At 42.2% G+C, this 25,368-nt stretch carries 21 protein-coding genes and 2 tRNA genes; 1 reads left to right on the top strand and 22 read right to left on the bottom strand.

What is annotated here, in order from left to right; translation table 11 throughout:
* Window positions 1-2: 2 nt before the first annotated feature.
* The 10 genes from nusA to rlmE form a co-directional block, all read right to left on the bottom strand.
* Window positions 3-1,502, bottom strand: coding sequence for a transcription termination factor NusA (gene nusA, locus EGC82_RS06640; protein WP_124730067.1), 1,500 nt, complete (start codon window positions 1,500-1,502; stop codon window positions 3-5).
* A gap of 31 nt (window positions 1,503-1,533) precedes the next feature.
* A complete protein-coding gene (gene rimP / locus EGC82_RS06635) occupies window positions 1,534-1,989 on the bottom strand; it encodes a ribosome maturation factor RimP (RefSeq protein WP_124730066.1) in 456 nt (151 codons plus the stop codon).
* Window positions 1,990-2,158: 169 nt separating this feature from the next.
* A tRNA-Met gene (locus tag EGC82_RS06630) sits at window positions 2,159-2,234 on the bottom strand.
* Window positions 2,235-2,314: 80 nt separating this feature from the next.
* Window positions 2,315-2,401 (bottom strand) — tRNA-Leu (locus EGC82_RS06625).
* A gap of 13 nt (window positions 2,402-2,414) precedes the next feature.
* Window positions 2,415-2,750 carry a preprotein translocase subunit SecG gene (secG, locus tag EGC82_RS06620; protein ID WP_124730065.1) on the bottom strand — a complete coding sequence of 112 codons (336 nt, stop codon included), beginning with the start codon at window positions 2,748-2,750 and terminating at the stop codon, window positions 2,415-2,417.
* A 4-nt stretch (window positions 2,751-2,754) separates the two neighbouring features.
* On the bottom strand, window positions 2,755-3,537 hold the full coding sequence (gene tpiA, locus EGC82_RS06615; protein ID WP_124730064.1) for a triose-phosphate isomerase: 783 nt from the start codon (window positions 3,535-3,537) through the stop codon (window positions 2,755-2,757).
* A gap of 140 nt (window positions 3,538-3,677) precedes the next feature.
* A complete protein-coding gene (glmM, locus tag EGC82_RS06610) occupies window positions 3,678-5,015 on the bottom strand; it encodes a phosphoglucosamine mutase (protein ID WP_124730063.1) in 1,338 nt (445 codons plus the stop codon).
* Window positions 5,016-5,069: 54 nt separating this feature from the next.
* Entirely contained in the window at window positions 5,070-5,849 is a 780-nt protein-coding gene (gene folP / locus EGC82_RS06605; RefSeq protein WP_415837555.1) for a dihydropteroate synthase, read from the bottom strand.
* Window positions 5,850-5,972: 123 nt separating this feature from the next.
* The gene (gene ftsH / locus EGC82_RS06600) at window positions 5,973-7,946 is read right to left on the bottom strand and encodes an ATP-dependent zinc metalloprotease FtsH (protein ID WP_124730061.1); all 1,974 of its coding nucleotides are present in this window, start codon (window positions 7,944-7,946) and stop codon (window positions 5,973-5,975) included.
* Window positions 7,947-7,991: 45 nt separating this feature from the next.
* Window positions 7,992-8,621 (bottom strand): 23S rRNA (uridine(2552)-2'-O)-methyltransferase RlmE, encoded by a 630-nt coding sequence (gene rlmE, locus EGC82_RS06595; protein ID WP_124730060.1) that lies wholly within the window; start codon window positions 8,619-8,621, stop codon window positions 7,992-7,994.
* Between the two features lie 90 nt (window positions 8,622-8,711).
* On the opposite strand from rlmE, the gene yhbY reads away from it, so the two are divergent.
* Complete coding sequence (gene yhbY / locus EGC82_RS06590) at window positions 8,712-9,011, top strand: ribosome assembly RNA-binding protein YhbY (RefSeq protein WP_124730059.1); 300 nt, start codon at window positions 8,712-8,714, stop codon at window positions 9,009-9,011.
* 67 nt (window positions 9,012-9,078) lie between these two features.
* Here yhbY and secF read toward each other — a convergent pair whose 3' ends face one another.
* The 12 genes from secF to dnaK all read right to left on the bottom strand — a co-directional run bounded on the left by secF (window position 9,079) and on the right by dnaK (window position 25,367).
* A complete protein-coding gene (gene secF / locus EGC82_RS06585) occupies window positions 9,079-9,972 on the bottom strand; it encodes a protein translocase subunit SecF (RefSeq protein WP_124732578.1) in 894 nt (297 codons plus the stop codon).
* A gap of 40 nt (window positions 9,973-10,012) precedes the next feature.
* A complete protein-coding gene (gene secD / locus EGC82_RS06580) occupies window positions 10,013-11,818 on the bottom strand; it encodes a protein translocase subunit SecD (protein WP_124730058.1) in 1,806 nt (601 codons plus the stop codon).
* A gap of 144 nt (window positions 11,819-11,962) precedes the next feature.
* A complete protein-coding gene (locus EGC82_RS06575) occupies window positions 11,963-12,601 on the bottom strand; it encodes a hypothetical protein (RefSeq protein ID WP_124730057.1) in 639 nt (212 codons plus the stop codon).
* A gap of 421 nt (window positions 12,602-13,022) precedes the next feature.
* Window positions 13,023-13,499 carry a transcription elongation factor GreA gene (greA, locus tag EGC82_RS06570; RefSeq protein ID WP_124730056.1) on the bottom strand — a complete coding sequence of 159 codons (477 nt, stop codon included), beginning with the start codon at window positions 13,497-13,499 and terminating at the stop codon, window positions 13,023-13,025.
* Between the two features lie 230 nt (window positions 13,500-13,729).
* Window positions 13,730-16,951 carry a carbamoyl-phosphate synthase large subunit gene (gene carB, locus EGC82_RS06565; RefSeq protein WP_124730055.1) on the bottom strand — a complete coding sequence of 1,074 codons (3,222 nt, stop codon included), beginning with the start codon at window positions 16,949-16,951 and terminating at the stop codon, window positions 13,730-13,732.
* Window positions 16,952-16,974: 23 nt separating this feature from the next.
* Entirely contained in the window at window positions 16,975-18,132 is a 1,158-nt protein-coding gene (gene carA / locus EGC82_RS06560) for a glutamine-hydrolyzing carbamoyl-phosphate synthase small subunit (protein WP_124730054.1), read from the bottom strand.
* Between the two features lie 173 nt (window positions 18,133-18,305).
* Window positions 18,306-19,118 carry a 4-hydroxy-tetrahydrodipicolinate reductase gene (gene dapB / locus EGC82_RS06555; protein ID WP_124730053.1) on the bottom strand — a complete coding sequence of 271 codons (813 nt, stop codon included), beginning with the start codon at window positions 19,116-19,118 and terminating at the stop codon, window positions 18,306-18,308.
* Window positions 19,119-19,200: 82 nt separating this feature from the next.
* Window positions 19,201-19,818, bottom strand: coding sequence for a BamJ family beta-barrel-assembly machinery protein (gene bamJ, locus EGC82_RS06550; protein ID WP_124730052.1), 618 nt, complete (start codon window positions 19,816-19,818; stop codon window positions 19,201-19,203).
* A gap of 79 nt (window positions 19,819-19,897) precedes the next feature.
* Window positions 19,898-20,704, bottom strand: coding sequence for a M48 family metallopeptidase (locus tag EGC82_RS06545; protein WP_124730051.1), 807 nt, complete (start codon window positions 20,702-20,704; stop codon window positions 19,898-19,900).
* A gap of 103 nt (window positions 20,705-20,807) precedes the next feature.
* Window positions 20,808-22,046, bottom strand: coding sequence for a DEAD/DEAH box helicase (locus EGC82_RS06540; RefSeq protein ID WP_124730050.1), 1,239 nt, complete (start codon window positions 22,044-22,046; stop codon window positions 20,808-20,810).
* Between the two features lie 162 nt (window positions 22,047-22,208).
* Window positions 22,209-23,339, bottom strand: a complete 1,131-nt coding sequence (gene dnaJ / locus EGC82_RS06535) for a molecular chaperone DnaJ (protein ID WP_124730049.1) — start codon at window positions 23,337-23,339, stop codon at window positions 22,209-22,211.
* Window positions 23,340-23,450: 111 nt separating this feature from the next.
* The gene (gene dnaK, locus EGC82_RS06530) at window positions 23,451-25,367 is read right to left on the bottom strand and encodes a molecular chaperone DnaK (RefSeq protein WP_124730048.1); all 1,917 of its coding nucleotides are present in this window, start codon (window positions 25,365-25,367) and stop codon (window positions 23,451-23,453) included.
* Window position 25,368 lies beyond the last annotated feature (1 nt).

Raw genomic sequence — 25,368 nt, 5'->3', positions numbered from 1 at the left:
ACTTATGCTTCTTCGCCAAACCAACAGATATTGCGGGCAGCCATGATGAGCTCACCTGCTTTTTCTTCTGTTAATTCTTCAATATCAATTAAATCGTCAATACCTTGCTCGGCCAAGTTTTCTAAAGTCACTACACCTTTGCTCGCAAGAACATAAGCTAAATGCCTTTCTAATCCTTCCAATGCTAATAAGTCATCACTTGGCTCTGCACCATCTAACGCTTCTTCAGACGCTAATGCTCTTGTCGAGATAGCAGCTTTTGCACGTTCACGTAATGCTTCAACGATTCCTTCGTCGAAACCTTCTATTGCTAGTAGTTCAGATTCTGGGACATAAGCAATCTCTTCTAACGAAGTGAATCCCTCATCAGCCAATACGGCTGCAAAATCTTTATCTACATCCAGATGAGCTACAAACAAATCAATCACTTTAGCACTTTCGGCTTGGTGTTTTTTGTTCATATCTTCAACTGTCATTACGTTTAGTTCCCAACCGGTTAGTTGAGTAGCTAAACGCACGTTTTGGCCATTACGACCAATGGCCTGTGCCAAACTGTCAGCTTCTACAGCGATATCCATCGAGTGGTTGTCTTCGTCCACAATGATAGATGCAACATCAGCTGGCGCCATGGCATTGATCACATATTGAGCAGGATTATCATCCCACAACACAATATCTACGCGCTCGCCGCCTAATTCGTTTGATACGGCTTGCACACGTGCACCACGCATACCAACACATGCACCAATAGGGTCAATGCGACGATCATTAGATTTCACGGCGATTTTAGCACGAGCACCTGGGTCACGAGCAGCACCCATTACTTCGATCAATTCGTCATAAATTTCTGGCACTTCAACCCGAAACAGTTCAATCAACATTTCAGCTTTACTGCGAGTTAAAAATAACTGCGCGCCACGAGCCTCTGGACGTACTGAGTACAATAATGCACGCACACGGTCACCAGGACGGAAAGATTCACGGCTGATTAAATCTTCTTTAAATAATACACCATCGGCATTATTACCTAAATCAACAACCACACTTTCACGGGTGCTTTTTTTAACCACACCAGTAACAATTTCACCTTCACGTTCAATAAATTGTTCAACAATTTGTGCACGTTCAGCTTCACGTACTTTTTGTACGATAACTTGTTTAGCGGTTTGAGTGGTTATACGGTCAAATGCAACTGAGTCGATTTGATCTTCGATAAAATCACCCAATTGAATCTCTGGATCTTCATAACGAGCCGCTTCAAACGTAATTTCGCTATATGGATTTTCCAGAGCTTCGCCATGATCGTCAACAACCATCCAACGACGGAACGTGTCGTAATGACCGGTTTTACGATCAATCGCTACACGAACTTCAATATCGCCTTCATATTTTTTCTTAGTTGCGGTAGCCAATGCAATTTCTAGCGCTTCGAAAATTTTCTCGCGCGGAAGGCCTTTCTCATTGGAAACCGCTTCTGCGACTAGCAGGATCTCTTTATTCATTTGGTCTTGCCTCGTTCTTCACCTGAAACTATCAAAACTTAGCGATAATGCTGCCTTTACGGATATTATCCAAAGCAACAATCAAGTCTTTACCATCAACGGTGATGGTGAGCATTTGCCCATCAACACTACTGATGACGCCTTTTAAATTACGACTACCCGCAACAGGCATAGTCAGTTGTACTTTTGCATCGTCACCTATATAGGCCGCATATTGCTCGGCGGTAAATAAGGGTCTATCTACGCCAGGTGAAGATACTTCTAATGTGTATTCTGTAGAAATAGGGTCTTCAACATCCATAACTGCGCTAACTTGACGACTGGCTTCTGCACAATCTTCAATATTGATGCCATTCTCGTGATCAATAAAAACACGTAAAATTGAATGACGACCAGCTTGAATATATTCAATGCCCCATAATTTAAAGCCTAGAGCTTCAACAGGTACTGTTAACATTTCAACAAGCTTGGATTCTATTGTTGCCAAAAATGACCCCCAAAAAAACAAAAAAAGGGCTAATAGCCCCATTGCAACCCGCATGAAACACGGATATTTAAAAGTTCATATAACAAAAAACCCCGTAATCACGAGGTCATTTTATTATAAAACCTGTAAATTGTGATTTATCTTCTTTCGAAGTTAAAACACAAGGAGCTGGTTGCGGGGGCCGGATTTGAACCGACGACCTTCGGGTTATGAGCCCGACGAGCTACCAACTGCTCCACCCCGCGTCAACTGATGCAAGTATATTGATTTACACTATATCTTGCAATAACTAATCAAACGCTATCCATAATTTGTTAGTTATATTTGGTGCCGAGAGCGGGACTTGAACCCGCACGTCCGTTAAGACACAGCCACCTCAAGGCTGCGCGTCTACCAATTCCACCACCTCGGCGTTACCTGGTTTACTAGTCAGGAATTTTCGTTTCTGACTGTTCGGTCTGCACAGGCGCTTCATCAATGATTTGCTCTGCTGCTGGACCTAAATCTTTCCACTGATCATTTTGTTCAGTGTGATTAGCACTTAAATTACCAATCACTAAACTTAATGCAAAAAAACCAATGGCTAATACTGCAGTACTGCGAGTCAGGAAGTTACCTGAACCACTTGAGCCAAATAACGTGCCTGAGGCACCGGCTCCGAAAGATGCGCCCATATCGGCACCCTTTCCTTGCTGGATTAAAATTAAGCCGATAAGACCTAACGCTACCACCAAGTATACAACTATAAGAACTTCGTACATATAATTACGCGCTCATTGCTATGGTACATAAACTTAAAAACTCACTTGAGTTCAAACTTGCACCGCCAATCAGACCACCATCAACATCAGGCTGGGCAAAAATATCTGCCGCATTGCTTGGGGTGACGCTACCACCGTATAGAATTCTAATATTCTCACCAATAAAGGGAGACACATCAGAGAGGCGACTGCGAATAAACGCGTGTACTTCTTGCGCCTGCTCTGGTGTAGCGCTCTTACCGGTTCCTACAGCCCATAAAGGTTCGTAGGCGATAATAGCGTTATCAAAAGCCATGGTACCGTTTTTTTCAATTACTATATCTAGCTCTTCTGCAATCACCTCAAAGGTACGTCTTGCTTCACGAGCTGGCCCTGACTCTCCTACACATAAAATCGGAGTCAAACCATATTTTTGTGCTGCGGCAAACTTCTCTGCCACTATATTGCTCGTCTCTCCGTACATACGGCGACGCTCGGAATGGCCGATAATAACATATCGACATCCAGAATCTTTTAGCATCTGCCCGGATATTTCGCCGGTGTACGCACCAAAATCATGTTGACTAAGATTTTGTGCGCCCATTCTAACAAGCGCACCATCTAAGGTTTGCTTATTGGCTTCAAGCAGCTGCCGAACACTTTCAAGATAAATTGAAGGCGGGCATAAAACCACTTCAGCTGAATCATTTTGGAGCTTGGTAGCAAACTTCTTGAAAAGTTCTTGGGCCAAGGCCGAATTACCGTTCATTTTCCAGTTACCAGCGACCATAGGACGTCTGAGTGCCATTCACTGTCTCCTCTGAAAGCGGCGTGAATAATAGCGAACCACTTATCAAGTTACAAGAGCTAAAAGGGGAATATTTCACATAAACTGTCGAAGCGTCTACTTTTTGAGCGAGCAACAACAAAAACTGAATATTCAAATAATTAACATGCTGCCTTTACCGCGTCAGCAATACGGTTTGCATATGCGAGCACTTGCGGGTAGTCATCACCCTCTACCATCACTCTGATTAAAGGTTCAGTGCCCGACTTTCGTAATAATACCCTTCCACGAGTACCTAACAGTTGTTCTACATCCGCTTGTACCGCCTTCACCGCATCTGTGTCCAACGGATTAGAGTTACCTTCAAAACGCACATTAACCAGTACTTGCGGTAACATCTTTATTGATTCAGTTAATTGCTCGAGCGTAGCTTTTTGGCGTCGCATTGCCGCTAACACTAAAATACCTGCAACAATACCATCGCCGGTAGTGCCATGATCTAAATTAAGAATATGACCAGAGTTTTCGCCGCCGATACGCCACTCTTTTTGTTTAAGTATCTCCATGACATACCGATCACCCACTTTAGAACGAACAAAAGGGATATCAAGCGCTTGCAATGCTAAAGCTAACCCTAGATTAGACATTAACGTACCGACTACACCGCCTTTTAAAATACCACGCTTTTGGGCATCCACGGCCAAAATATATAGGATCTGATCACCATCAATCACTTCACCATGACTATTTACCATCATAATGCGATCGCCATCACCATCTAATGCAATTCCTAAGTCAGCTTTTTCAGCTAATACGGTTTCACAAATTTTGGCCATAGAGGTTGCGCCTACTTTATCATTAATATTGAGCCCATCTGGTTTATCACCAATGGCAATCACGTCAGCACCTAGTTCACGAAAAACATTAGGGGCAATATGATAAGTTGCACCGTGAGCGCAATCAACCACAATTCTTAAGCCTTCAAGTGTCTGATCTGCAGGGAAATTGCCTTTGCAATATTCTATATAACGCCCTGCTGCATCATCAATTCGTCGAGCCTTACCCAATAAGTGCGACTCAACACAGACTAACGGTTTTTCTAGTTCAGCTTCGATTTCTAATTCAATAGCATCATCAAGTTTACTGCCATCAGTAGAGAAAAACTTGATACCGTTGTCATAATAGGGATTGTGCGACGCACTAATCACCACACCAGCTTCTGCACGAAACGTACGAGTTAAATAGGCAACCGCAGGTGTAGGCATTGGACCAAGCAGTAAAACATTTAATCCAGCTGCTGATAATCCAGCCTCTAGGGCTGATTCAAACAAGTAGCCAGAAATACGGGTATCTTTACCAATAATCACTTTTTGTGTGCCATTTCGAGATAATACTCGTCCTGCAGCCCAACCAAGCTTCAATGCCAATTCAGGAGTCATTTTACCCGCCCCTACTTTGCCGCGAATACCATCGGTTCCAAAAAATTTTCTTTGCTTCACAGGTCCCCACTTAAGTGATTTCACTTTACTTATAACGTTATCGTGTCGATATCACTATAAGTTGGCCATGGTTTCTGACATTACTTTAAGTACATCGACCGTTTCTGCTACATCATGGACTCGTATAATATGCGCCCCTTGCTGAGCGGCAATTAATGCTCCAGCAAGGCTACCGGCAAGGCGTTGATCAATATCACGCGCTAACAGGTCGCCAATCATGCTTTTTCGCGATAGACCCACTAATAAAGGTAAATGAAACTCATGTAACTTTGGTAGAGTCGCTAACAGGCGGTAATTATGCGCTAAAGTTTTGCCAAAGCCAAAACCTGGATCGAGAATTAGACGCTCACGCTCAATTCCAGCAGCTTCGCAATATGCGATACGCAACTCAAAAAAAGCAGCTACTTCATCGATAACATCCTGATACTCAGGTGCATCTTGCATATTTTTTGGCTCGCCCTGCATGTGCATCAAGCAAATAGGCACATCTAACGTAGCTGCCATCGCTAAAGCACCAGGCATTTGTAATGCGCGTACGTCATTAATTAGATTGGCACCAGCATTAACCGCCTGTTCCATCACTTCAGGTTTACTAGTGTCTATCGAAATCCATACATCGTGTGTTTTAGCACTATATTCGATAATAGGAATAACCCGCGCGAGCTCTTGCTCAACAGAAACGTCTTCAGCTCCTGGTCGAGTAGACTCACCACCGACATCAATAATTAATGCACCTTGTTCGACCATATAATCAACATGTCGGCAAGCTTGTTCCAAATCGATATATTCGCCACCATCAGAAAAAGAATCTGGCGTCACGTTTACAATGCCCATTACTACAGGTGCTGATAAATCGAGAGTTTTATTGGCATGAGTTAATTGAAACACAGGTATTTTCCTACATAAGATTAAAAACAAAAAAACCCCTTTCGGGGTTTTCTTTATTGGCTAAACTATTTATTTAACAGGTGATTCATCAGCATCATTAGTATCGGCTTTATTATCGACTTTAGTGTCGGTTTTAGCTTCATCTACTGGCGTTTCAACTTCAGATTTAGGCGTGTTATTGCCACTATCTTTGTCATCAGATGATTCATCTTTTTGCCATTCAGCTGGCATACGCACTTCACGTCGATGCATTAAATCATCGATTTGCAATGAATCAATCGTTTCATATTTCATCAGTGCATCTTTCATAGCATGCAAAATATCCATATTTTCTGTCAACATGGTTTGAGCACGTTGATAGTTTTTATCGATAAACATTTTGATTTCTGAATCAATTAATGACGCAGTATCACCTGACATAGCCTTTGACTTACCCATACTGCGGCCTAAGAAAACTTCGTTTTCTTCTTCTGCATAAAGTAAAGGACCCAATTTGTCAGAGAAGCCCCACTGAGTAACCATGTTACGAGCAATCGAAGTCGCATATTTAATATCTTGCGAAGCACCTGTAGACACTTTTTCGCTGCCATAAATAAGCTCTTCAGCTAAACGTCCACCATAGGCAACTGAAATTTGTGATTCCAGCTTACGACGGCTTTGACTAACAGCATCGGCTTCAGGCAAAAAGAATGTTACACCTAATGCACGACCACGCGGAATAATGGTGACTTTATGCACAGGGTCATGTTCAGGTACTAAGCAACCGACAATTGCATGTCCAGCTTCATGATAAGCCGTCATTTCTTTGTCTGCTTCTGACATCACCATAGAACGGCGCTCTGCACCCATCATGATTTTATCTTTAGCACGTTCAAACTCTTCCATACCGACGACACGACGATTACCACGAGCCGCAAATAACGCAGCTTCGTTAACAAGGTTAGCTAAGTCCGCACCCGAGAACCCTGGAGTACCACGGGCAATAACACTTGCTTTAACATCGTCAGATAAAGGCACTTTACGCATATGCACTTTAAGGATCTGTTCACGACCACGTACGTCTGGTAAACCGACTACGACTTGACGGTCAAATCGACCTGGACGAAGTAATGCTGAATCGAGTACATCAGGACGGTTAGTTGCCGCAATCACAATAACGCCTTCATTACCTTCAAAGCCATCCATTTCAACTAGCAGCTGGTTTAATGTCTGCTCACGCTCATCATGACCACCACCCACACCGGCACCACGTTGGCGACCTACGGCATCGATTTCATCAATAAAAATGATACAAGGAGAAGATTTTTTAGCTTGTTCAAACATGTCACGCACACGAGATGCACCGACACCAACAAACATTTCCACGAAATCAGAACCTGAAATAGTAAAGAATGGCACCTTCGATTCACCAGCAATGGCTTTAGCCAGCAAGGTTTTACCAGTACCAGGTTGTCCCACCATCAACACGCCTGTTGGAATTCGGCCACCTAACTTTTGGAACTTAGTTGGATCACGAAGGTAGTCAACCAGTTCTTTGACTTCTTCTTTGGCTTCATCACAACCGGCAACATCAGCAAAAGTCGTTTTAATTTGATCTTCGCTCATCAGTTTGGCTTTACTCTTACCAAATGACATTGCGCCCTTACCACCACCGCCTTGCATTTGACGCATGAAAAATATCCATACTCCAATAAGCAGTAACATTGGGAACCATGAAATAAAGATTTGAGTTAAAAAACCCGATTCTTCAGCTTCTTGGCCTTTATAATCAATACCTTTAGTTTGAAGATCATTAATTAAATCTTGATCATACATAGGCATAATAGTGGTGAACTTCTCGCCGGTACGTTTCGTCCCTTCAATCGTTCTTTGGTCGCTTTTTATTTCGACCTTGTTAACTTGACCATTTCGGACATTGTCCAAAAAGGCGGAATAATCCATCTTCTGCGAATTCGAAGAAGAGGGGGAATAACCCTGGAACACTGACATCAACACAACAGCGATGACAACCCAGAGTATTAAATTTTTAGCCATGTCACTCAAATTACTCGACCTCTTAACAGTCCTGCGATTATTAACGTTAGACTACTACAACTTGTAACCAGTCGCCACTAGATAGACTTCTCGAGAGCGTGCTCTAGAGGAGTCTGGTTTACGGGTTTTTACTACTTTGAATGCCTGCTTGACTGTTTTTATATAGTCGTCAAAACCCTCCCCCTGAAAGACTTTAACAGCAAAACAGCCATTAGGCGCCAACACTTGATGACACATATCTAAAGCTAATTCAACTAAATACATAGCCCTTGGTTGATCAACAGCATCCGAACCACTCATGTTCGGAGCCATGTCTGATAGTACCACATCCACTTTATCTTGACCTACACGCTCAAGCAATGCTTCAAGTACTTTGTTTTCTCTAAAATCACCTTGAAGAAAATCAACACCAACAATGGGATCCATAGGTAAAATATCGCAAGCAATAACTTTGCCTCTGTCACCAGCAAGCTTAACAGCCACTTGTGACCAGCCACCTGGTGCAGCACCTAAATCAACAACAGTCATCCCCTGTTTTATTAAGTTATCTTTTTGTTGGATCTCTTCTAGCTTAAATGCAGCTCGTGAACGTAAGCCACGTTTCTGGGCCAATTTCACATAGTGATCATCAAAGTGTTCTTGCATCCAGCGAGCTGAACTCGCTGTACGTTTTTTTGTTGTCATTTAAATTCCGCAACGATTCAGAGTTACATAAGCTCTATATAAGGGTAGAATACCCGTTTTTCAACAGTAACTCAGCAAAAGTTGGTACAAATGAACTTAACAACCAAACAAAAACAGCATTTAAAAGGACTGGCGCACAGTCTAAAACCAGTGGTGCTGCTTGGTGGCAATGGACTAACTGAAGGTGTTCTGGCTGAAATTGATAGCGCTCTTACACATCATGAATTGATTAAAGTGAAAGTAGCCTCTGCCGACAGAGAGCTAAAAAATGCCATCGTTGACGCCATTGTACGTGAAACCCAGTCTGCGAAAGTGCAACTAATCGGTCATGTTTTAGTCATTTTCCGTCATTCGGTAGAAATGAAGATTGCTTTGCCTAAAGCCAAATAGTTTCACATTCTTTTATTAAAAGCCGCTGAATTCAGCGGCTTTTTTATAGGAGATGAATTATTGTTAATTAAGGATAATCAGGTAACGGAATTACTTGATAATGCTGCGCTTTTAAGCCTAAAAACTCAGGTAACGTTGCTCCTATCGAAATCGATGACCAGGTACCAGTTAAAATACCGATAAACATCGCAATAGAAAAACCTTCCAATGGGGCTCCACCCATAATCCACAAAGCTACCACTGTTAATAAGGTCGTACCTGATGTGACCATCGTTCTTGAAAACGTAGATTTAACGGCTAAATTGTTTATATCCGCTGTTTTCCATTGTGGCTTAGCCACTAACTGTTCACGGATCCTATCGGCAATAATAATCGAGTCATTAAGTGAATATCCCAAAATCGCTAAAATAGCCGCAAGCACAGTTAAATTAAACTCCATTTGACTTAATGCAAAAAAAGCCAGCACAAACACAACATCATGTACCAAAGCAAACAGGGCGCCCGAAGCTAAACGCCATTCAAAACGAAAACTTAAATAACCCATAATACATAACATAGCGACGAGTAAGGCTAAACCACCTTGTTCAACCAACTCTTGCCCCACTTGAGGCCCAACTATACTGCTGTTGAGTACATTAATATCAGTCTTTAACGGTGCTAATACTTGTCGAAGTTCTGGACGAAGTTTTTCATCAGGTATATTGGCATAACGCAATACCCATCGCCCCGCTTCACTGGCTGAAATCACACTAACGTCTTGTTGATAGGCGGCGGTCATTAATGGCTGGATTTCACTAGCCGTAATACGATGATCCACTTGAATTTCAGTGACCACACCGCCGGTAAAATCAAGCCCCCAATTAAAGCCTTTTACGCCGATAACCGTTAATGACAACAGCATTAACACAATAGAGAGCAGGCTTGAGATATAACGCCATTTGGTTAAATATTTAAGCTTAATCGTTTCTGGGGGGTAACTTACGGTAGTTGAGTTCATTGGATTACACCTTAATGGCACGGCGAGTATCGCGGCCATAAACTAAGTTGATTAATGCGCGCGAGGCAAAAATGCCGGTAAACATACTGGTTAGCAACCCTAGCCCTAAAGTTAATGCAAAGCCTTGAATAGGACCATTACCAATAGAAAACAACACCACAGCTGTGATCATAGTGGTAAAGTTGGCATCAAATATGGTGGAAAACGCACTGTCAAACCCCACATCGATTGCACTTGCAAAGCTACGCCCTTCTGCCAACTTTTCTTTTATCCGTTCAAATATAAGTACGTTAGTATCTACGGCCATACCGACAGTAAGCACTAACCCCGCAATACCAGGCAAGGTCAATACAGCCCCAGGAATGAGCGCTAATAAGCCAAATAACATCACCATATTGGCAATTAGAGCCACATTGGCGACCCAACCTAAGCGACGATACCAACAGGCCATAAACAATAACGTCACCGCTAAACCGAGTGCTAAAGCCGCAAATCCGTTAACGATGTTTTCAGCACCTAGGCTCGGACCTATGGTGCGTTCTTCTACAATCGTCACCGGTGCCGTCATGGAACCAGCCCTTAGCAACAATGCTAATTGTTGCGCTTCTTGATGGCTTCCTGAACCGGTAATTTCAAAACGATTACCCAATTGACTTTGAATTGTTGCAACGCTAATAATTTGAGTTGTCTGTTTAGCTTTACCTTGGTCATCACGACTGTATTCGCTAAAAGCTGTGGCCATTGGCTTACCAATATTATCGCGTGAGAAATCAGACATTAACTTACCGCCAGCAGAGTCGAGACTGATGTTAACCTTCGCCATACCAAAATCGCCCGTCGTCGCTCTGGCATCAATAATATGATCGCCTCCAAGTACAGGTTTTCTTGAAACATATACCGGCTTGTTATGTTGATCATTAATCATCACGGCGTTGACAGAGTCCTTCGGTAATACGGGATAAAATGCCAAGCTAGCAGTAGCACCAATAACATTTTTAGCCGTAGCAGGATCTTGTACACCAGGAAGTTCTATACGAATCCGATGATCTCCTTGGCGTTGAACTAACGCTTCAGTAATACCAAGTTCCTCAATGCGACTGCGCATAATTTGTAAGTTTTGCTGCACAGTTAAATTGGTCAGTTTGAGTTGTTCATTTTCAGATAGGTTAATACTTAATGTTTGTTGATGACCAGTCACTTGCCATAATGGATATTGCTGTGTGATGAATTGCCTTACTTGGCCACGAGCTTCGTTGTCAGCAATATCAATACTCAATGCTGCACCATCACCAGAACGAATCACAACCTGACTAATATGTTGATCACGAACAAACTGTTTTACCGCATCACCAATCATTATCGCCTGGTTTTCAAATACTAACTCTAGATCTACGTCGAGTAAAAACTGCACTCCACCGCGTAAATCCAAGCCCAATTTTATCGGTTTAACACCTAAGTTTAATAACCAGTCAGGCGCAGCAGGCGCTAAAGCTAATGTCACTTGAGCTTGACCATCAAATTTTTTAACTAGGATCTTTTTTGCTTGGGTCTGCAAATCAGGATCATCTAATACCACCAGTAAATTATCGTGTTGCTGCTCGATACGTTTACTGTTGATACCTGCTTGTTGTAATACTTGATGGACTTGTTCTACATTCACAGATTGGCTTGGTTTTACGCTAAGTTGCACGGCAGGATCTTCACCATACCAAGACGGTAATGCACTCATAAACAAGATGATTAAGGTAAGAATTAATAGCCAGTGTTTCCACTGAGAATAATGATTTAATTGATGATTTTTTGATTTCATAACACTAGATCTCACTACATCGAGGCAGGTTAAGCCACGATAAAAAATGCATAGCGAGTAATGAACGGTATTAACCCAACTCATTTACCCACAGTAAAAATCACTAGCGAAGCTAATGACGTTTGTCATTAATGCAGGATGTCGTTAGCAGGTGTGGGCGTGCACGAAAAGTAGATTAGACTCTTTCCAGCCGGAAAGTCTTGAAGGAGCAGATGCCGTTGATAAAACCCAATCCAATTGCGGACTAAAGTTAATTTGATAACCTATGGTTAAACTCGGGACGGGTGGAGAAATAAATTCATAAGCCAATAAATAATTAGGCTTTGATTCATCAGGCTCATGTTGAGCAATGCTAATATAACGCGCCGAATAAGTAGGCACATAATGGATATCGTTTGGATTAGATTGTTCGGAGACAGAGTTTGTTGATGATACTTCACCAACATAACCCAACAATGTACTGTTAACATCGATAAGCGTATCAGTTAACGCTGTAGCATTATTTGCAACCGCCTGACTATTGGTTGAACCCATCATTGAATTATCGAGCGAACGGTCTGTTGATTCAACTGACGACAAGATAATATCAACAGTGGCTAAGCTTATTGGTTGATTACAAATTCGATCATTTGACTGAGTATCGACATTGTATGAACAAGAGTATGCAGTTGACGTAGCAAATGGCATCGATGCTAAAACTAACACACGGCTATTGATGAGGAATATTGAGCATAACCCCACAATTACCAGCATGAGTAATATTCGAGCCCATGGAAACGTCATAATGACCTTATTTAATCAAGCAATACGATGGTTAACATTTCAGAATAATTTTAAAAATCATATTAACCCAATTATCTAAAAATAATATTAAACCGATATAAGAATAAAATGTATCAAAAAAATATTGTTACCCATACGGTAAAATGTAACCGTAATGTAAATTAAAGCGATGATATCTATTGCATCTTTAATGTGCAAATGAATTTTACTACATGTTTTATACAGAAATAGAACATGCACTAATTTTTCGTAGGTACAAAAAAGCACTAAACAGCATTCTATTTAGTGCTACGTCAAGCTAGAGATGATTTAAATCGGTATTAGATTTGCATCGGGCGCTAAATACTTATCAATCGACTAGTTTAATATATCAATTAAAACAGACCATTAAACAATAATCATCCAAGATAGCTCACAATTCTTAAAGGTATTTAACCGTGACTATTTCATAATCAGTCAACCCGCCAGGTGTAGTAATAGATACTTCATCACCTTCACTTTTACCAATTAATCCACGTGCAATTGGCGAATTAACAGAAATTAAATTTTGCTTAATATCAGCCTCATCGTCACCCACAATGCGATATGTTACTTCAGCATCGGTATCAATGTTTAAAATAGTCACAGTGGTGCCAAAAATAACTCGGCCAGTATTTTCTAATTTAGTAACGTCAATAATTTGCGCATTAGATAACTTACCTTCAATATCACGAATACGCGCTTCACAAATACCCTGATCTTCACGGGCTGCATGATATTCAGCATTTTCTTTTAAATCACCTAATTCACGCGCTGAAGCAATTGCTTCAGTAATTTTTGGACGGCGATCAAACTTTAACAATTCAAGTTCTTTACGTAATTGATCTGCACCAACTACAGTCATTGGGACCTTACTCATAATGTCTTTGTCTCCTTTAAAAACAAAAGCATCCCGTGCTGACAAAAGTCAACACAGTAAAAATTAAGTTGGAAGTACGTAATCGACTTAGCGTACGTATCTAGGATGCATCTTATAGATGATGTTAGATAGCTTACCTAAGCTTTTACAGACTTGCTAGTCATCCATCATCAAAATGTCATAAAAAAGATCGCCAAAAGGCGACCTTAATTGTAAGTCCACAATAAAGATTAACTTTTTATGCGTTTATGCAGTTCTTGCAAAGAAGTCACCTTGATACGATCATCTGCAGAATGCGCCAAACATGTGGCAAAGGCAGCATTTAATGTCGTAGTGTAATTCACTTTGTAGCGTAATGCTCCACGACGGATCTGACGAGAGTCCACAATGGCTTGACGACCTTCAGTGGTGTTAACAATGTAGGTATATTCACCATTTTTAATACGATCAAGAATGTGTGGACGACCTTCATGTACTTTGTTAACCAAGCGAGGATTAATCCCTGCTTCACCTAAAATAATCGCGGTACCGTGGGTTGCATCAATTTCATAACCCAGCTCAATCAACTTAGAAGCTAAATCGGCAACGCGTTTTTTATCACTGTTACGCACAGATAATAATGCACGGCCAGATTTTGGTACTTCAGATGTTGCACCAAGCTGTGCTTTTGCATAAGCTTCTGCAAAAGTATCACCTACGCCCATCACTTCACCAGTTGAGCGCATTTCTGGGCCTAACAGTGGATCAACACCTGGAAATTTATTAAACGGTAAAACCACTTCTTTTACAGAGAAATAAGGTGGAATCACTTCTTTGGTAAAGTTTTGTGAAATTAAGCTTTGGCCTGCCATCACTCTCGCTGCAATTTTAGCTAGCGGAACGCCGGTTGCTTTAGATACAAATGGGACTGTACGAGCCGCTCGCGGGTTAACTTCAATCATATAGATTTCATTATCTTTAACCGCAAACTGTACGTTCATCAAGCCAATTACGCCTAACTCAAAAGCCAGTTTAGACACTTGATCGCGCATTCTAGCCTGAATATCAGCACTCAAGGTGTAAGGCGGTAGTGAACAACCTGAATCACCTGAGTGAACTCCAGCCTGTTCAATATGCTCCATAATGGCACCAACAACCACAGTTTCGCCGTCACATACTGCATCAATATCCACCTCAATCGCGTCATCTAAGAAGTGATCAAGTAATACCGGTGATGCGTTAGACACTTTAACCGCTTCATTGAAGTAGCGCAGTAAATCTTGCTTGTCGTAAACAATTTCCATTGCACGACCGCCCAACACGTAAGATGGACGAACCACTAACGGATAACCAATTTTTTCAGCTTCAATCACTGCATTTTCAACAGTGGTGACGGTCGCATTTTCTGGCTGCTTCATGTTTAGGCGTTGAATCGCTTGTTGGAAGCGTTCACGGTCTTCAGCACGGTCAATGGCATCAGGGCTGGTACCAATAATCGGTACGCCTGCGGCTTCTAACTCGCGCGCTAATTTAAGCGGAGTTTGACCACCATATTGGACGATTACACCTTTTGGCTTTTCGATACGTACAATTTCTAATACGTCTTCTAGCGTTACAGGTTCAAAGTATAAGCGGTCCGATGTATCGTAATCGGTTGATACCGTTTCAGGGTTACAGTTAACCATGATGGTTTCATAACCGTCTTCACGTAAGGCTAATGCGGCATGAACACAACAGTAATCAAACTCAATACCTTGGCCTATACGGTTTGGACCGCCGCCCAAAATCATGATTTTTTCACGATTAGATGGATTCGCTTCACACTCTTCTTCGTACGTTGAATACATGTAAGCTGTGTCTGTTGAAAATTCAGCAGCACACGTATCTACACGTTTATATACTGGATGAATGTCATGGCGTTGGCGTAGTTTACGAATTTCACTTTCATTAACACCTAATACATCAGCTAAACGGGCATCAGAGAAACCTTTACGCTTTAATTGGCGTAAATAATGTTGCTCTAAACCTGACATACCAAGCTCTGCCACTTTGGCTTCTTGGGCAATCAAATCTTCAATTTGAGCAAGAAACCAGTGGTCGACATTAGTTAACGTGAAGATATCTTCACGACTTAACCCGACGCGAAATGCTTCAGCGATGTACCAAATACGGTCACAACCTGGCTCTTTTAATTCATGACGGATACGTTGCATGGCTTCGGGCGATTGTAAATCAACCACCGAATCAAAGCCGTTACGACCCACTTCAAGGCCGCGTAACGCTTTTTGCAATGACTCTTGGAAAGTACGCCCAATGGCCATAACTTCACCAACAGACTTCATTTGAGTCGTTAAGCGATCATTTGCACCAGCGAACTTTTCAAAGTTAAAACGCGGTATTTTAGTCACCACATAGTCGATAGCTGGCTCAAACGATGCGGGGGTTTTACCACCGGTAATATCGTTGCGTAACTCATCTAATGTGTAACCCACGGCTAACTTGGCGGCAATTTTAGCAATTGGGAAGCCAGTTGCTTTAGACGCCAATGCAGATGAACGTGACACTCGAGGGTTCATCTCAATAATAACCATACGACCAGTATCAGGACAAATACCAAACTGTACGTTTGAACCACCGGTTTCAACACCAATTTCACGCAATACCGCAATAGAAGCGTTACGCATTAATTGATATTCTTTGTCGGTTAGTGTTTGTGCTGGTGCCACGGTAATTGAGTCACCGGTGTGGACACCCATCGCATCAAAGTTTTCAATAGTACACACGATAATACAATTATCGTTGCGGTCGCGAACCACTTCCATCTCATATTCTTTCCAACCAATTAATGATTCATCGATCAATAATTCGTTAGTTGGCGACAAATCCAAGCCTTGAGAACAAATCTCTTCAAACTCTTCTTTGTTGTAGGCTATACCACCGCCGCTGCCACCCATGGTGAAAGACGGACGAATGATACAGGGGAAACCCACCATATCTAATACGCCATAAGCTTCATCCATGTTGTGAGCAATACCCGCACGCGGGCAGTCTAAACCAATAGATTTCATTGCTTTGTCAAAACGGCTACGGTCTTCAGCTTTATCAATTGCGTCAGCTGTCGCGCCTATCATTTCAACATTAAACTCTTTCAATACGCCTTTGGCTTCAAGTTGTAACGCGCAGTTTAGTGCGGTTTGTCCACCCATAGTCGGTAAAATTGCATCAGGACGTTCTTTAGCAATAATGTTGCGGACGACTTCCCAATGAATTGGCTCGATATAAGTAGCATCAGCCATTTCTGGGTCAGTCATAATAGTTGCTGGATTAGAGTTAACCAGAATGACACGGTAGCCTTCTTCACGAAGGGCTTTACAGGCTTGAGCACCTGAATAATCGAATTCACACGCCTGACCAATTACAATTGGACCGGCACCCAGGATAAGAATACTTTTTATATCGGTACGTTTTGGCATTGCTTTTCTCTTCTCCCAGATAACTACTTAGCGTGCTGACGATATTGTTCAATAAGCTCGATGAAATGATCGAACAGAGGCGCGGCATCGGTTGGACCAGGACTCGCTTCAGGGTGTCCCTGAAAACTAAATGCAGGTTTATCCGTTAGATGAATACCTTGTAATGAACCATCAAACAATGACTTATGGGTCACCTTGATATTCGCTGGCAGTGTGGTTTCATCTGCAGCAAAACCATGGTTTTGACTGGTGATCATCACGTTACCTTTTTCAACATTGCTCACTGGGTGGTTTGCACCGTGGTGACCAAATTTCATTTTTAAGGTTTTCGCACCTGAGGCTAATGCTAATAACTGATGCCCTAAGCAAATACCAAACACTGGAATATCCGTTGTTAATATTTGCTGAATAGCGTTAATGGCATAGTCACATGGCTCAGGATCGCCTGGACCATTTGATAGAAAAATTCCATCAGGGTTCATGGCTAATACATCTGCCGCTGAAGTTTGCGCTGGAACAACGGTCACATCGCAACCACGGTCAACTAACATACGTAAAATATTACGTTTTATACCGTAGTCGTAAGCAACCACTTTATATTTCAATTCATTCTCTGGCGTATCAGAAGGTAAACCTCCTTCTAACTTCCAGCTACCATTACGCCATTGATAGGCTTTAGCGGTGGTGACTTCTTTGGCTAGATCCATGCCTTTTAAGCCTGGGAACGCTTTGGCTTCGGCTAGTGCTTTTGCTTCGTCTAGGTCACCCACCATAATACAACCGGCTTGAGCCCCTTTTTCACGCAAAATTCGAGTTAGTTTGCGAGTATCAATATCGGCAATCCCAACCACATTATTCGCTTTTAAATAATCGCTTAGTGATTGTTGATTGCGGAAATTACTCGCCATAAGCGGTAAGTCACGAATAATTAAGCCACATGCATGAACCGAATCCGATTCTGTGTCTTCATCATTAGTGCCTGTGTTACCGATGTGAGGATAGGTTAATGTTACTATTTGGCGTGAATATGAAGGATCTGTAAGAATCTCTTGATAACCTGTCATTGAAGTATTAAATACCACTTCACCAACAGAGATACCGGTAGCACCAATTGCGGTGCCAGAGAATACTGATCCATCTTCGAGTACGAGTAAGGCAGACTGTGTCAACGCGACCTCCAGAAAAGAGCCAAGCCACTTAAATTATGTGTTTTTATTTTATACTAAATTACCAACTTTCGATAAATTACGAAAATTTGGCAAATTCTAGCGATTGTATAAGAAATTAGCTTTTACGTCTATATTTTGTAGGATTGTTTTCAAAAAAAAACACCAACGAATGGTGTTTTTATTATCTAGTTCAATCCTAATACTTGCTGCATGTCATAAAGACCTGCATTTTGATCTGAGAGCCAAAAAGCCGCCCTCATAGCCCCATTTGCAAAGGTCATTCTACTCGATGCTTTATGGGTTATTTCCAGCCGTTCGCCCATATCAGCGAACATTGCGGTGTGTTCACCGACAATATCACCAGCACGAACAGTTGCAAAACCAATCGTATTACGATCACGTTCACCGGTAATACCTTCGCGTCCAAATACCGCACATTGGTCTAAATCTCGACCTAATGTTTGGGCAATAATCTCACCCATTTTAAGTGCAGTTCCTGACGGAGCATCTTTTTTATGCCGATGATGTGCTTCGATTATTTCGATATCGGTATAATCACCCATCACTTCTGTAGCCAGTGCAAGTAACTTCCACATCACGTTCACACCAACAGACATATTAGGTGCTAATACCACAGGCACTTGTTCTGAATAGGCACCAATGAGCTCTTTTTGAGCATGATTGAAACCTGTAGTACCTATCACAATGGCTTTGTGATTTTTAGCACACCAATCAAGATTAATAATCGATGCTTCTGGTGACGTAAAATCAATCAGTACATCAAAGTCATTAACGACTTTATCAAGCGAATCGGTAATGGCAACATTCATCGCGCCAACACCTGCAAGTACACCGGCATCAATACCGACTAAACTTGAACCTGTACGCTCAATTGCTGCACCAAGTATAATAACTTGTTGCTGTTTAGCAGATTCAATCAGTGTACGGCCCATACGGCCACTGGCACCAACTACAGCAATTCTCACTTTTGCAGTCATTTACTTCTCCCAGCTTAACTAAAGGTAAACCCAAAAACAGCATATACAAAAACGCCTAAGTTAACTTAGGCGTTTTTAATAACTAGATAATTTCTAACAATTCAACTTCGAAGACCAAAGCTGAATAAGGCGGGATTGAAGCACCCGCGCCGCGCTCACCGTAAGCCAAGTGATGCGGGACATATAATTTAAGCTTAGTGCCAACTGGCATTAGCTGTAATGCTTCAGTCCAACCAGCAATCACGCCTGATACTGGGAACTCAGCAGGTTGACCGCGAGCAACAGAACTGTCGAACACATCGCCACTGATGAAAGTACCATGGTAATGAGTACGTACGGTTGAATCATAGGTAGGCTTTTCACCGTCGCCTTGCACAAGTACTTCGTACTGAAGACCAGACTCAGTAATAGTAATACCATCACGCTTAGCATTTTCAGTTAAGAATGTTTCACCTTCAGCAGCTGCAGCTTCTGCAGCTGATTCTTGTGCTTCTTGTAAACGACGACTGATTTCAGTAAATGCAACTTGAAGCTCTTCCATTGATACTGCGCTTTCTTTACCGGCAAATGCATCAGCAAGACCAGCTTGGACAGCAGGAATATCAATACCTTCAAAAGAGTTTGCTGCTAGTTGCTCGCCCATTTGACGACCTACACCGTAGCTAGCATGCTGTTCCATAGTGCTGAACAAATCTGACATAATAATTTTCTCTCAATAAACATAAAAAATTCGCACCAGAGTTTATCACAATAAACTCCGTCAATGTTGGCAAAAAACGCTATTTCACTTGAGCCATTTTACACTCAGTCAAAGACTGTTTTCTTGCCTGTGTATAAAGCGGCATCACTTGATTTTGTGCCGCTTGTAAGTCTTCAATACGATGGCTGTGTGATGGGTGAGTCGACAACAGCTCAGGCCCCTGTGCACCACCGGATTTGGCCATGTTTTGCCATAAGGTAATACTTTGGGCTGGATTAAAGCCTGCTTTAGCCATTAGCTCAAGACCAACAATATCGGCTTCTGATTCCTGGCTGCGGCCGAAGGGTAAAATAATCCCTACCTTAGCACCTAATCCAAGTCCTGCCATATACAGATCTTTATTGGCAATTCCCGATGCGCCTATGGCAGCATCTGCCGCCTGCATACCAAGTCCGGTTAGTTGGGCGCGGGACACTTGCTCGTTACCATGTTGCGCTAATACATGAGCCACTTCGTGGCCCATTACTGTTGCTAGTTGGTCTTGGTTTACCGCCACTTTTAACAAACCACTATAAACACCAATATGACCACCGGGTAATGCAAATGCATTCACTTGGTCAGACTCAAATAACACTACATCCCATTGTTGAGACTGATCAGGTAATACTGAAGTAATACGTTTAGCAACACAGTTTACATATTGAGTCTGCGCTTGATTGTTACTTATTTTTTCACTTTGCTTCATGGTATCAAACGACTGAGAGCCCATCTGCTGCATCTGCGTATCAGAAAACAACAAGGTTTGCCCTCGACCTGTAGGCGATTGACTATTTACACAACCCACCAATAAAACAGAAACTAATAGGCTTAGGGCGAGAGGTTTCATTTTGTCATTCCTTAAAAATTCATTTAGCACAAAGCAATCCATCATTAACTTATTTTATACCAATCTACGCGGTAAATGTACCATCTGAGGTATGAAACATGGGTTAGGATTGACGGCTTGGATTTCGTTTAGCAAAATCACTAATACTGCGTTTATTAGCCGTACGGCGATTAGCTTGTTTATCCCTAGGGGCACGCTTACTGGTTTCACTGATAGGTTTGTCTGTTACTGCGAAACCTGCCAACTCAACTAACGGCAATGTTTGCCCTGTTAACTGCCTAATAGCCTCTAAGCTAAGTAATTCACCATGGGCAATTAATGATAATGCAACACCGCTTAACCCTGCCCGCGCAGTGCGGCCAATGCGATGAATATAGACTGCTGCTTGATTCGGCAAATCAACATTAATAACTACTGGCAATGCATCAATATGAATCCCGCGAGCTAATACATCGGTTGCGACGAGTACTGTCAATTGTTGGCTTTTAAACTGCGCTAATGTATGGCTTCGCAAAGCTTGTTCTTTATCGCCATGAAGTGCAGCGGCATTAATGCCCGTTTTGATTAACTTTTTACATAAGGCATCGGCATCATCTTTAGCATTAACAAATACCAACACTTGTGGCCATTGATGCAAAGCGATTAAATGAATCAACGCTTTTGCCTTACTGCCTTTATTAACGTGATATAAGGTTTGAGTAATATCAACTACGGTACTATTCGTTACATTGGCTTCTATGCGGACATGCGATGCTGACAATACTTGCTCGGCCAATGCAGTTAATGGCTCTGGCAATGTGGCCGAAAACAACAAGCGCTGTCCACTTGGCATCATGGCTAAAAGCGCATTAATGTCGGCGATAAAGCCCATATCTAATAATCTATCGGCTTCATCAAGTACTAAACTTTGTAGATTTTCAAACTGAATAATACCTTGTTGTGCTAATGCGAGTAGACGCCCAGGCGTAGCAATAATCATATTGACAGGCTGAACGAGCCGCTCTACTTGTAATTCAATCGCTTCGCCGCCGCATACTAAATCAAGGCGTAAATTTAATGTTTGCGCTAACGGCACTAAATTTTGCAAGACTTGAGCGGCTAACTCTCTGGTGGGCACAATAACGACGGCAGATAAATGACAAGACGGCAACTGACCTAAACGCTGTAATATCGGTAAACCGTAAGCATAAGTTTTACCACTGCCGGTTTGGGCTAATGCCAACACATCTTGGCCTGCTAAAACAGGCGAAATAGCCAGTTGTTGAATACGACTCGGCTCGATCACCGCTGGCGGTAATGCACTTAATAATGCTGGATCGAGCGGGAATACAGAAAATGACATACATAACGCCTAATGGTAATAAAAAATTGCCGAGTAACTGCCTGGTAATATTACAGAAACTCACTGGCTACTCAAAAATCATTGACTATATAAGCCAATAAAAAAAGGCTGTTTACCCAAAGTAAACAGCCTTTAATCATAGTCATTTTTAGTGAGTCGCGATTAGCTGTTTAAGTCCTGAAAGAACTTTTTTACGCCATCAAAAAAACCTTCAGCTTTTGGGCTGTGTTTCTTAGATTCACCGGTTAAAGTTGCTTCAAATTCACGCAGTAAATCTTTTTGTTTCTCATTCAAATTGACTGGTGTTTCCATCACAACTTTACACAGTAAGTCACCTACTGCATGGCTACGAACCGACTTAACCCCTTTGCCGCGTAAACGGAACATCCGCCCTGTTTGGGTTTCTGTTGGAATTTTAAGGCTAACTTTACCGTCTAATGTCGGAACTTCAATCTCGCCACCTAATGCAGCTTTACTGAATGAAATAGGAACTTCACAGTAAAGGTTATTGGCATCACGAGTAAAAATAGCGTGTTCACGTACGCTAACTTGAACATATAAGTCACCTGGTGGTGCACCAAACTCGCCCGCTTCACCTTCACCGGTCAAACGAATACGGTCACCAGTATCAACACCAGCTGGAATTTTAACTGACAGTGTTTTGCTTTTTTCTACACGGCCTTCGCCATGACACTTGCCACAAGGGTCTTTAATGATCTTACCGCGACCATGACAAGTAGGACACGCTTGCTGAACCGCAAAGAAGCCTTGACGCATTTGCACTTGGCCTTGGCCATGACAAGTACCACAGGTGCTTGCCGATGTGCCTTTTTTGGCACCACTACCGTCACATAAATCACATGCTGCTAAAGTAGGAATTCGCAGTTCTTTGGTTAACCCACGGACCGCTTCTTCAAGAGATAATTCAAGGTTGTAGCGTAAATCACTGCCACGAGCAGCTTGGCGCTGTCCGCCACCACGACGCCCGCCGCCAAAAATATCACCGAAAACATCACCAAAAATATCGCCAAAATCACCTTGGCCACCACCGTGTCCACCACGATTAGGATCGACACCAGCATGACCAAATTGATCATAAGCCGCTTTCTTGTCGCTGTCGGTTAAAATTTCGTACGCTTCTTTAATTTCTTTAAAGTTAGCTTCTGCGGCTTTGTCACCCGGATTACGGTCTGGGTGAAATTTCATCGCTAAGCGTTTGTACGCTTTTTTAATTTCGCGTTCACTGGTGTCACGTCCAACACCGAGAACTTCGTAATAATCACGCTTTGACATAGTGTTCTGTTTCTCGAAGGTGTGAGTAAATTGCTAAACTTAATTTATACAAACGGGCGTGTGAGGATAGCCTCAACGCCCGTTTCAATGCTAACTAACTGAAAATGTTAATTACTTTTTGTCGTCTTTAACTTCTTCGAACTCAGCATCAACAACATCATCAGCAGGTTTATCTTGGCCAGCATCTTGCGCTTGACCTTCTGCATCGCCTTGAGCTTTAGCTTGAGCAATTTCCATTAACTTAGCAGACGCTTCGATAAGAGCTTGAGTCGCTGTATCCATCGCTTCTTTATCTTTGCCCTTTATGGCAGTTTCTAAAGTTGCGATTGCCGCTTCAATCTTTTCTTTTTCGTCGCTGGCTAATGCATCACCGGCTTCTTCAACTTGTTTTTTAGTTGAATGAGCTAAGCCATCAGCTTGGTTGCGCGCCTTAACTAACTCTTCAAATTTTGCATCTTCATCAGCGTGAGCTTCTGCATCACGTACCATTTGTTCAACTTCTTCATCAGACAAACCTGAAGAGGCTTTAATGGTGATGTTTTGTTTCTTACCTGTTTTCTTGTCTGTTGCAGACACATGTAAGATACCATCAGCATCAATGTCGAACATCACTTCAACCTGTGGCTGGCCGCGTGGTGCTGGCTCAATACCTTCAAGATTAAATTGACCTAATGATTTGTTAGCACTCGCTTGCTTACGCTCACCTTGAAGTACGTGAATAGTCACGGCACTTTGGTTGTCGTCAGCTGTTGAGAATACTTGTTGAGCTTTAGTCGGGATAGTGGTGTTCTTCTCGATAAGCTTAGTCATCACACTGCCCATGGTTTCAATACCAAGAGAAAGTGGTGTAACGTCAAGTAGAAGCACGTCTTTGACTTCACCAGAAAGTACGCCAGCTTGAATCGCCGCGCCAACCGCAACCGCTTCATCAGGATTAACGTCTTTACGAGGCTCTTTGCCGAAGAAGTTAGTTACCGCTTCTTGCACTTTAGGCATACGAGTCTGGCCACCAACAAGAATAACTTCATTGATGTCAGTTACTTTTAAATCGGCATCAGCTAGAGCAACTTTTAACGGCTCTAAAGTGCGTTGAATTAAGTCTTCAACCAATGACTCTAACTTAGCTCGAGTGATTTTAACCACTAAATGCTTAGGACCTGATGCATCAGCAGTGATGTAAGGCAAGTTAACTTCAGTGTGGTTAGTGCTTGAAAGCTCGATTTTTGCTTTTTCAGCCGCTTCTTTCAAACGTTGCATCGCTAAAGGATCTCTACGAAGATCTAAGCCTTGCTCTTTTTTGAATTCATCAGCTAAATAGTTAATCATACGATTATCAAAGTCTTCACCACCTAAGTGAGTATCACCATTGGTTGCTAGTACTTCAAATGTTTGGTCGCCATCGTTGCTATCAATTTCAATGATAGAGATATCAAATGTACCACCACCTAAATCGTATACTGCAACAATGTTGTCACCTTGCTTCTTATCGATACCGTATGCAAGTGCCGCAGCAGTCGGTTCGTTAATAATACGCTTAACATCAAGACCTGCGATACGACCAGCATCTTTAGTTGCTTGACGTTGTGAATCGTTAAAGTAAGCAGGAACAGTGATAACCGCTTCGGTGACTTCTTCACCTAAAAAGTCTTCAGCAGTCTTTTTCATCTTTTTCAAGATTTCAGCTGAAACTTGTGGTGGTGCCATTTTATTACCACGTGATTCAACCCATGCATCACCATTATCAGCTCCGATAATTTTGAATGGCATGATGTTCACGTCACGTTGAACTTCGTCATCTTTAAAACGACGACCGATTAAACGCTTAATAGCAAAGAATGTGTTTGTTGGGTTAGTAACAGCTTGACGCTTAGCAGGTTGGCCAACAATAATTTCATCATCGGTGTACGCGATGATTGAAGGGGTTGTACGATCACCCTCAGCGTTTTCAATTACGCGTGCTTTGCCGCCATCAAGGACTGCTACACACGAGTTTGTTGTGCCTAAATCGATACCAATAATTTTGCCCATG

Source organism: Shewanella livingstonensis (assembly GCF_003855395.1).
GTDB classification, from domain to species: Bacteria; Pseudomonadota; Gammaproteobacteria; order Enterobacterales; family Shewanellaceae; genus Shewanella; species Shewanella livingstonensis.
The sequence above is the reverse complement of the archived record's forward strand: the minus strand, read 5'-3'. Positions and strand labels throughout refer to the sequence as shown.

Coding starts and splice junctions, on each gene's coding strand:
- nusA (WP_124730067.1), bottom strand. CDS start 1,502: ATGAATAAAGAGATCCTGCTAGTCGCAGAAGCGGTTTCCAATGAGAAA.
- secG (WP_124730065.1), bottom strand. CDS start 2,750: ATGTACGAAGTTCTTATAGTTGTATACTTGGTGGTAGCGTTAGGTCTT.
- tpiA (WP_124730064.1), bottom strand. CDS start 3,537: ATGGCACTCAGACGTCCTATGGTCGCTGGTAACTGGAAAATGAACGGT.
- folP (WP_415837555.1), bottom strand. CDS start 5,849: ATGGGCATTGTAAACGTGACGCCAGATTCTTTTTCTGATGGTGGCGAA.
- rlmE (WP_124730060.1), bottom strand. CDS start 8,621: ATGACAACAAAAAAACGTACAGCGAGTTCAGCTCGCTGGATGCAAGAA.
- yhbY (WP_124730059.1), top strand. CDS start 8,712: ATGAACTTAACAACCAAACAAAAACAGCATTTAAAAGGACTGGCGCAC.
- secD (WP_124730058.1), bottom strand. CDS start 11,818: ATGAAATCAAAAAATCATCAATTAAATCATTATTCTCAGTGGAAACAC.
- EGC82_RS06575 (WP_124730057.1), bottom strand. CDS start 12,601: ATGACGTTTCCATGGGCTCGAATATTACTCATGCTGGTAATTGTGGGG.
- greA (WP_124730056.1), bottom strand. CDS start 13,499: ATGAGTAAGGTCCCAATGACTGTAGTTGGTGCAGATCAATTACGTAAA.
- carB (WP_124730055.1), bottom strand. CDS start 16,951: ATGCCAAAACGTACCGATATAAAAAGTATTCTTATCCTGGGTGCCGGT.
- dapB (WP_124730053.1), bottom strand. CDS start 19,118: ATGACTGCAAAAGTGAGAATTGCTGTAGTTGGTGCCAGTGGCCGTATG.
- bamJ (WP_124730052.1), bottom strand. CDS start 19,818: ATGTCAGATTTGTTCAGCACTATGGAACAGCATGCTAGCTACGGTGTA.
- EGC82_RS06545 (WP_124730051.1), bottom strand. CDS start 20,704: ATGAAACCTCTCGCCCTAAGCCTATTAGTTTCTGTTTTATTGGTGGGT.
- EGC82_RS06540 (WP_124730050.1), bottom strand. CDS start 22,046: ATGTCATTTTCTGTATTCCCGCTCGATCCAGCATTATTAAGTGCATTA.
- dnaJ (WP_124730049.1), bottom strand. CDS start 23,339: ATGTCAAAGCGTGATTATTACGAAGTTCTCGGTGTTGGACGTGACACC.
- dnaK (WP_124730048.1), bottom strand. CDS start 25,367: ATGGGCAAAATTATTGGTATCGATTTAGGCACAACAAACTCGTGTGTA.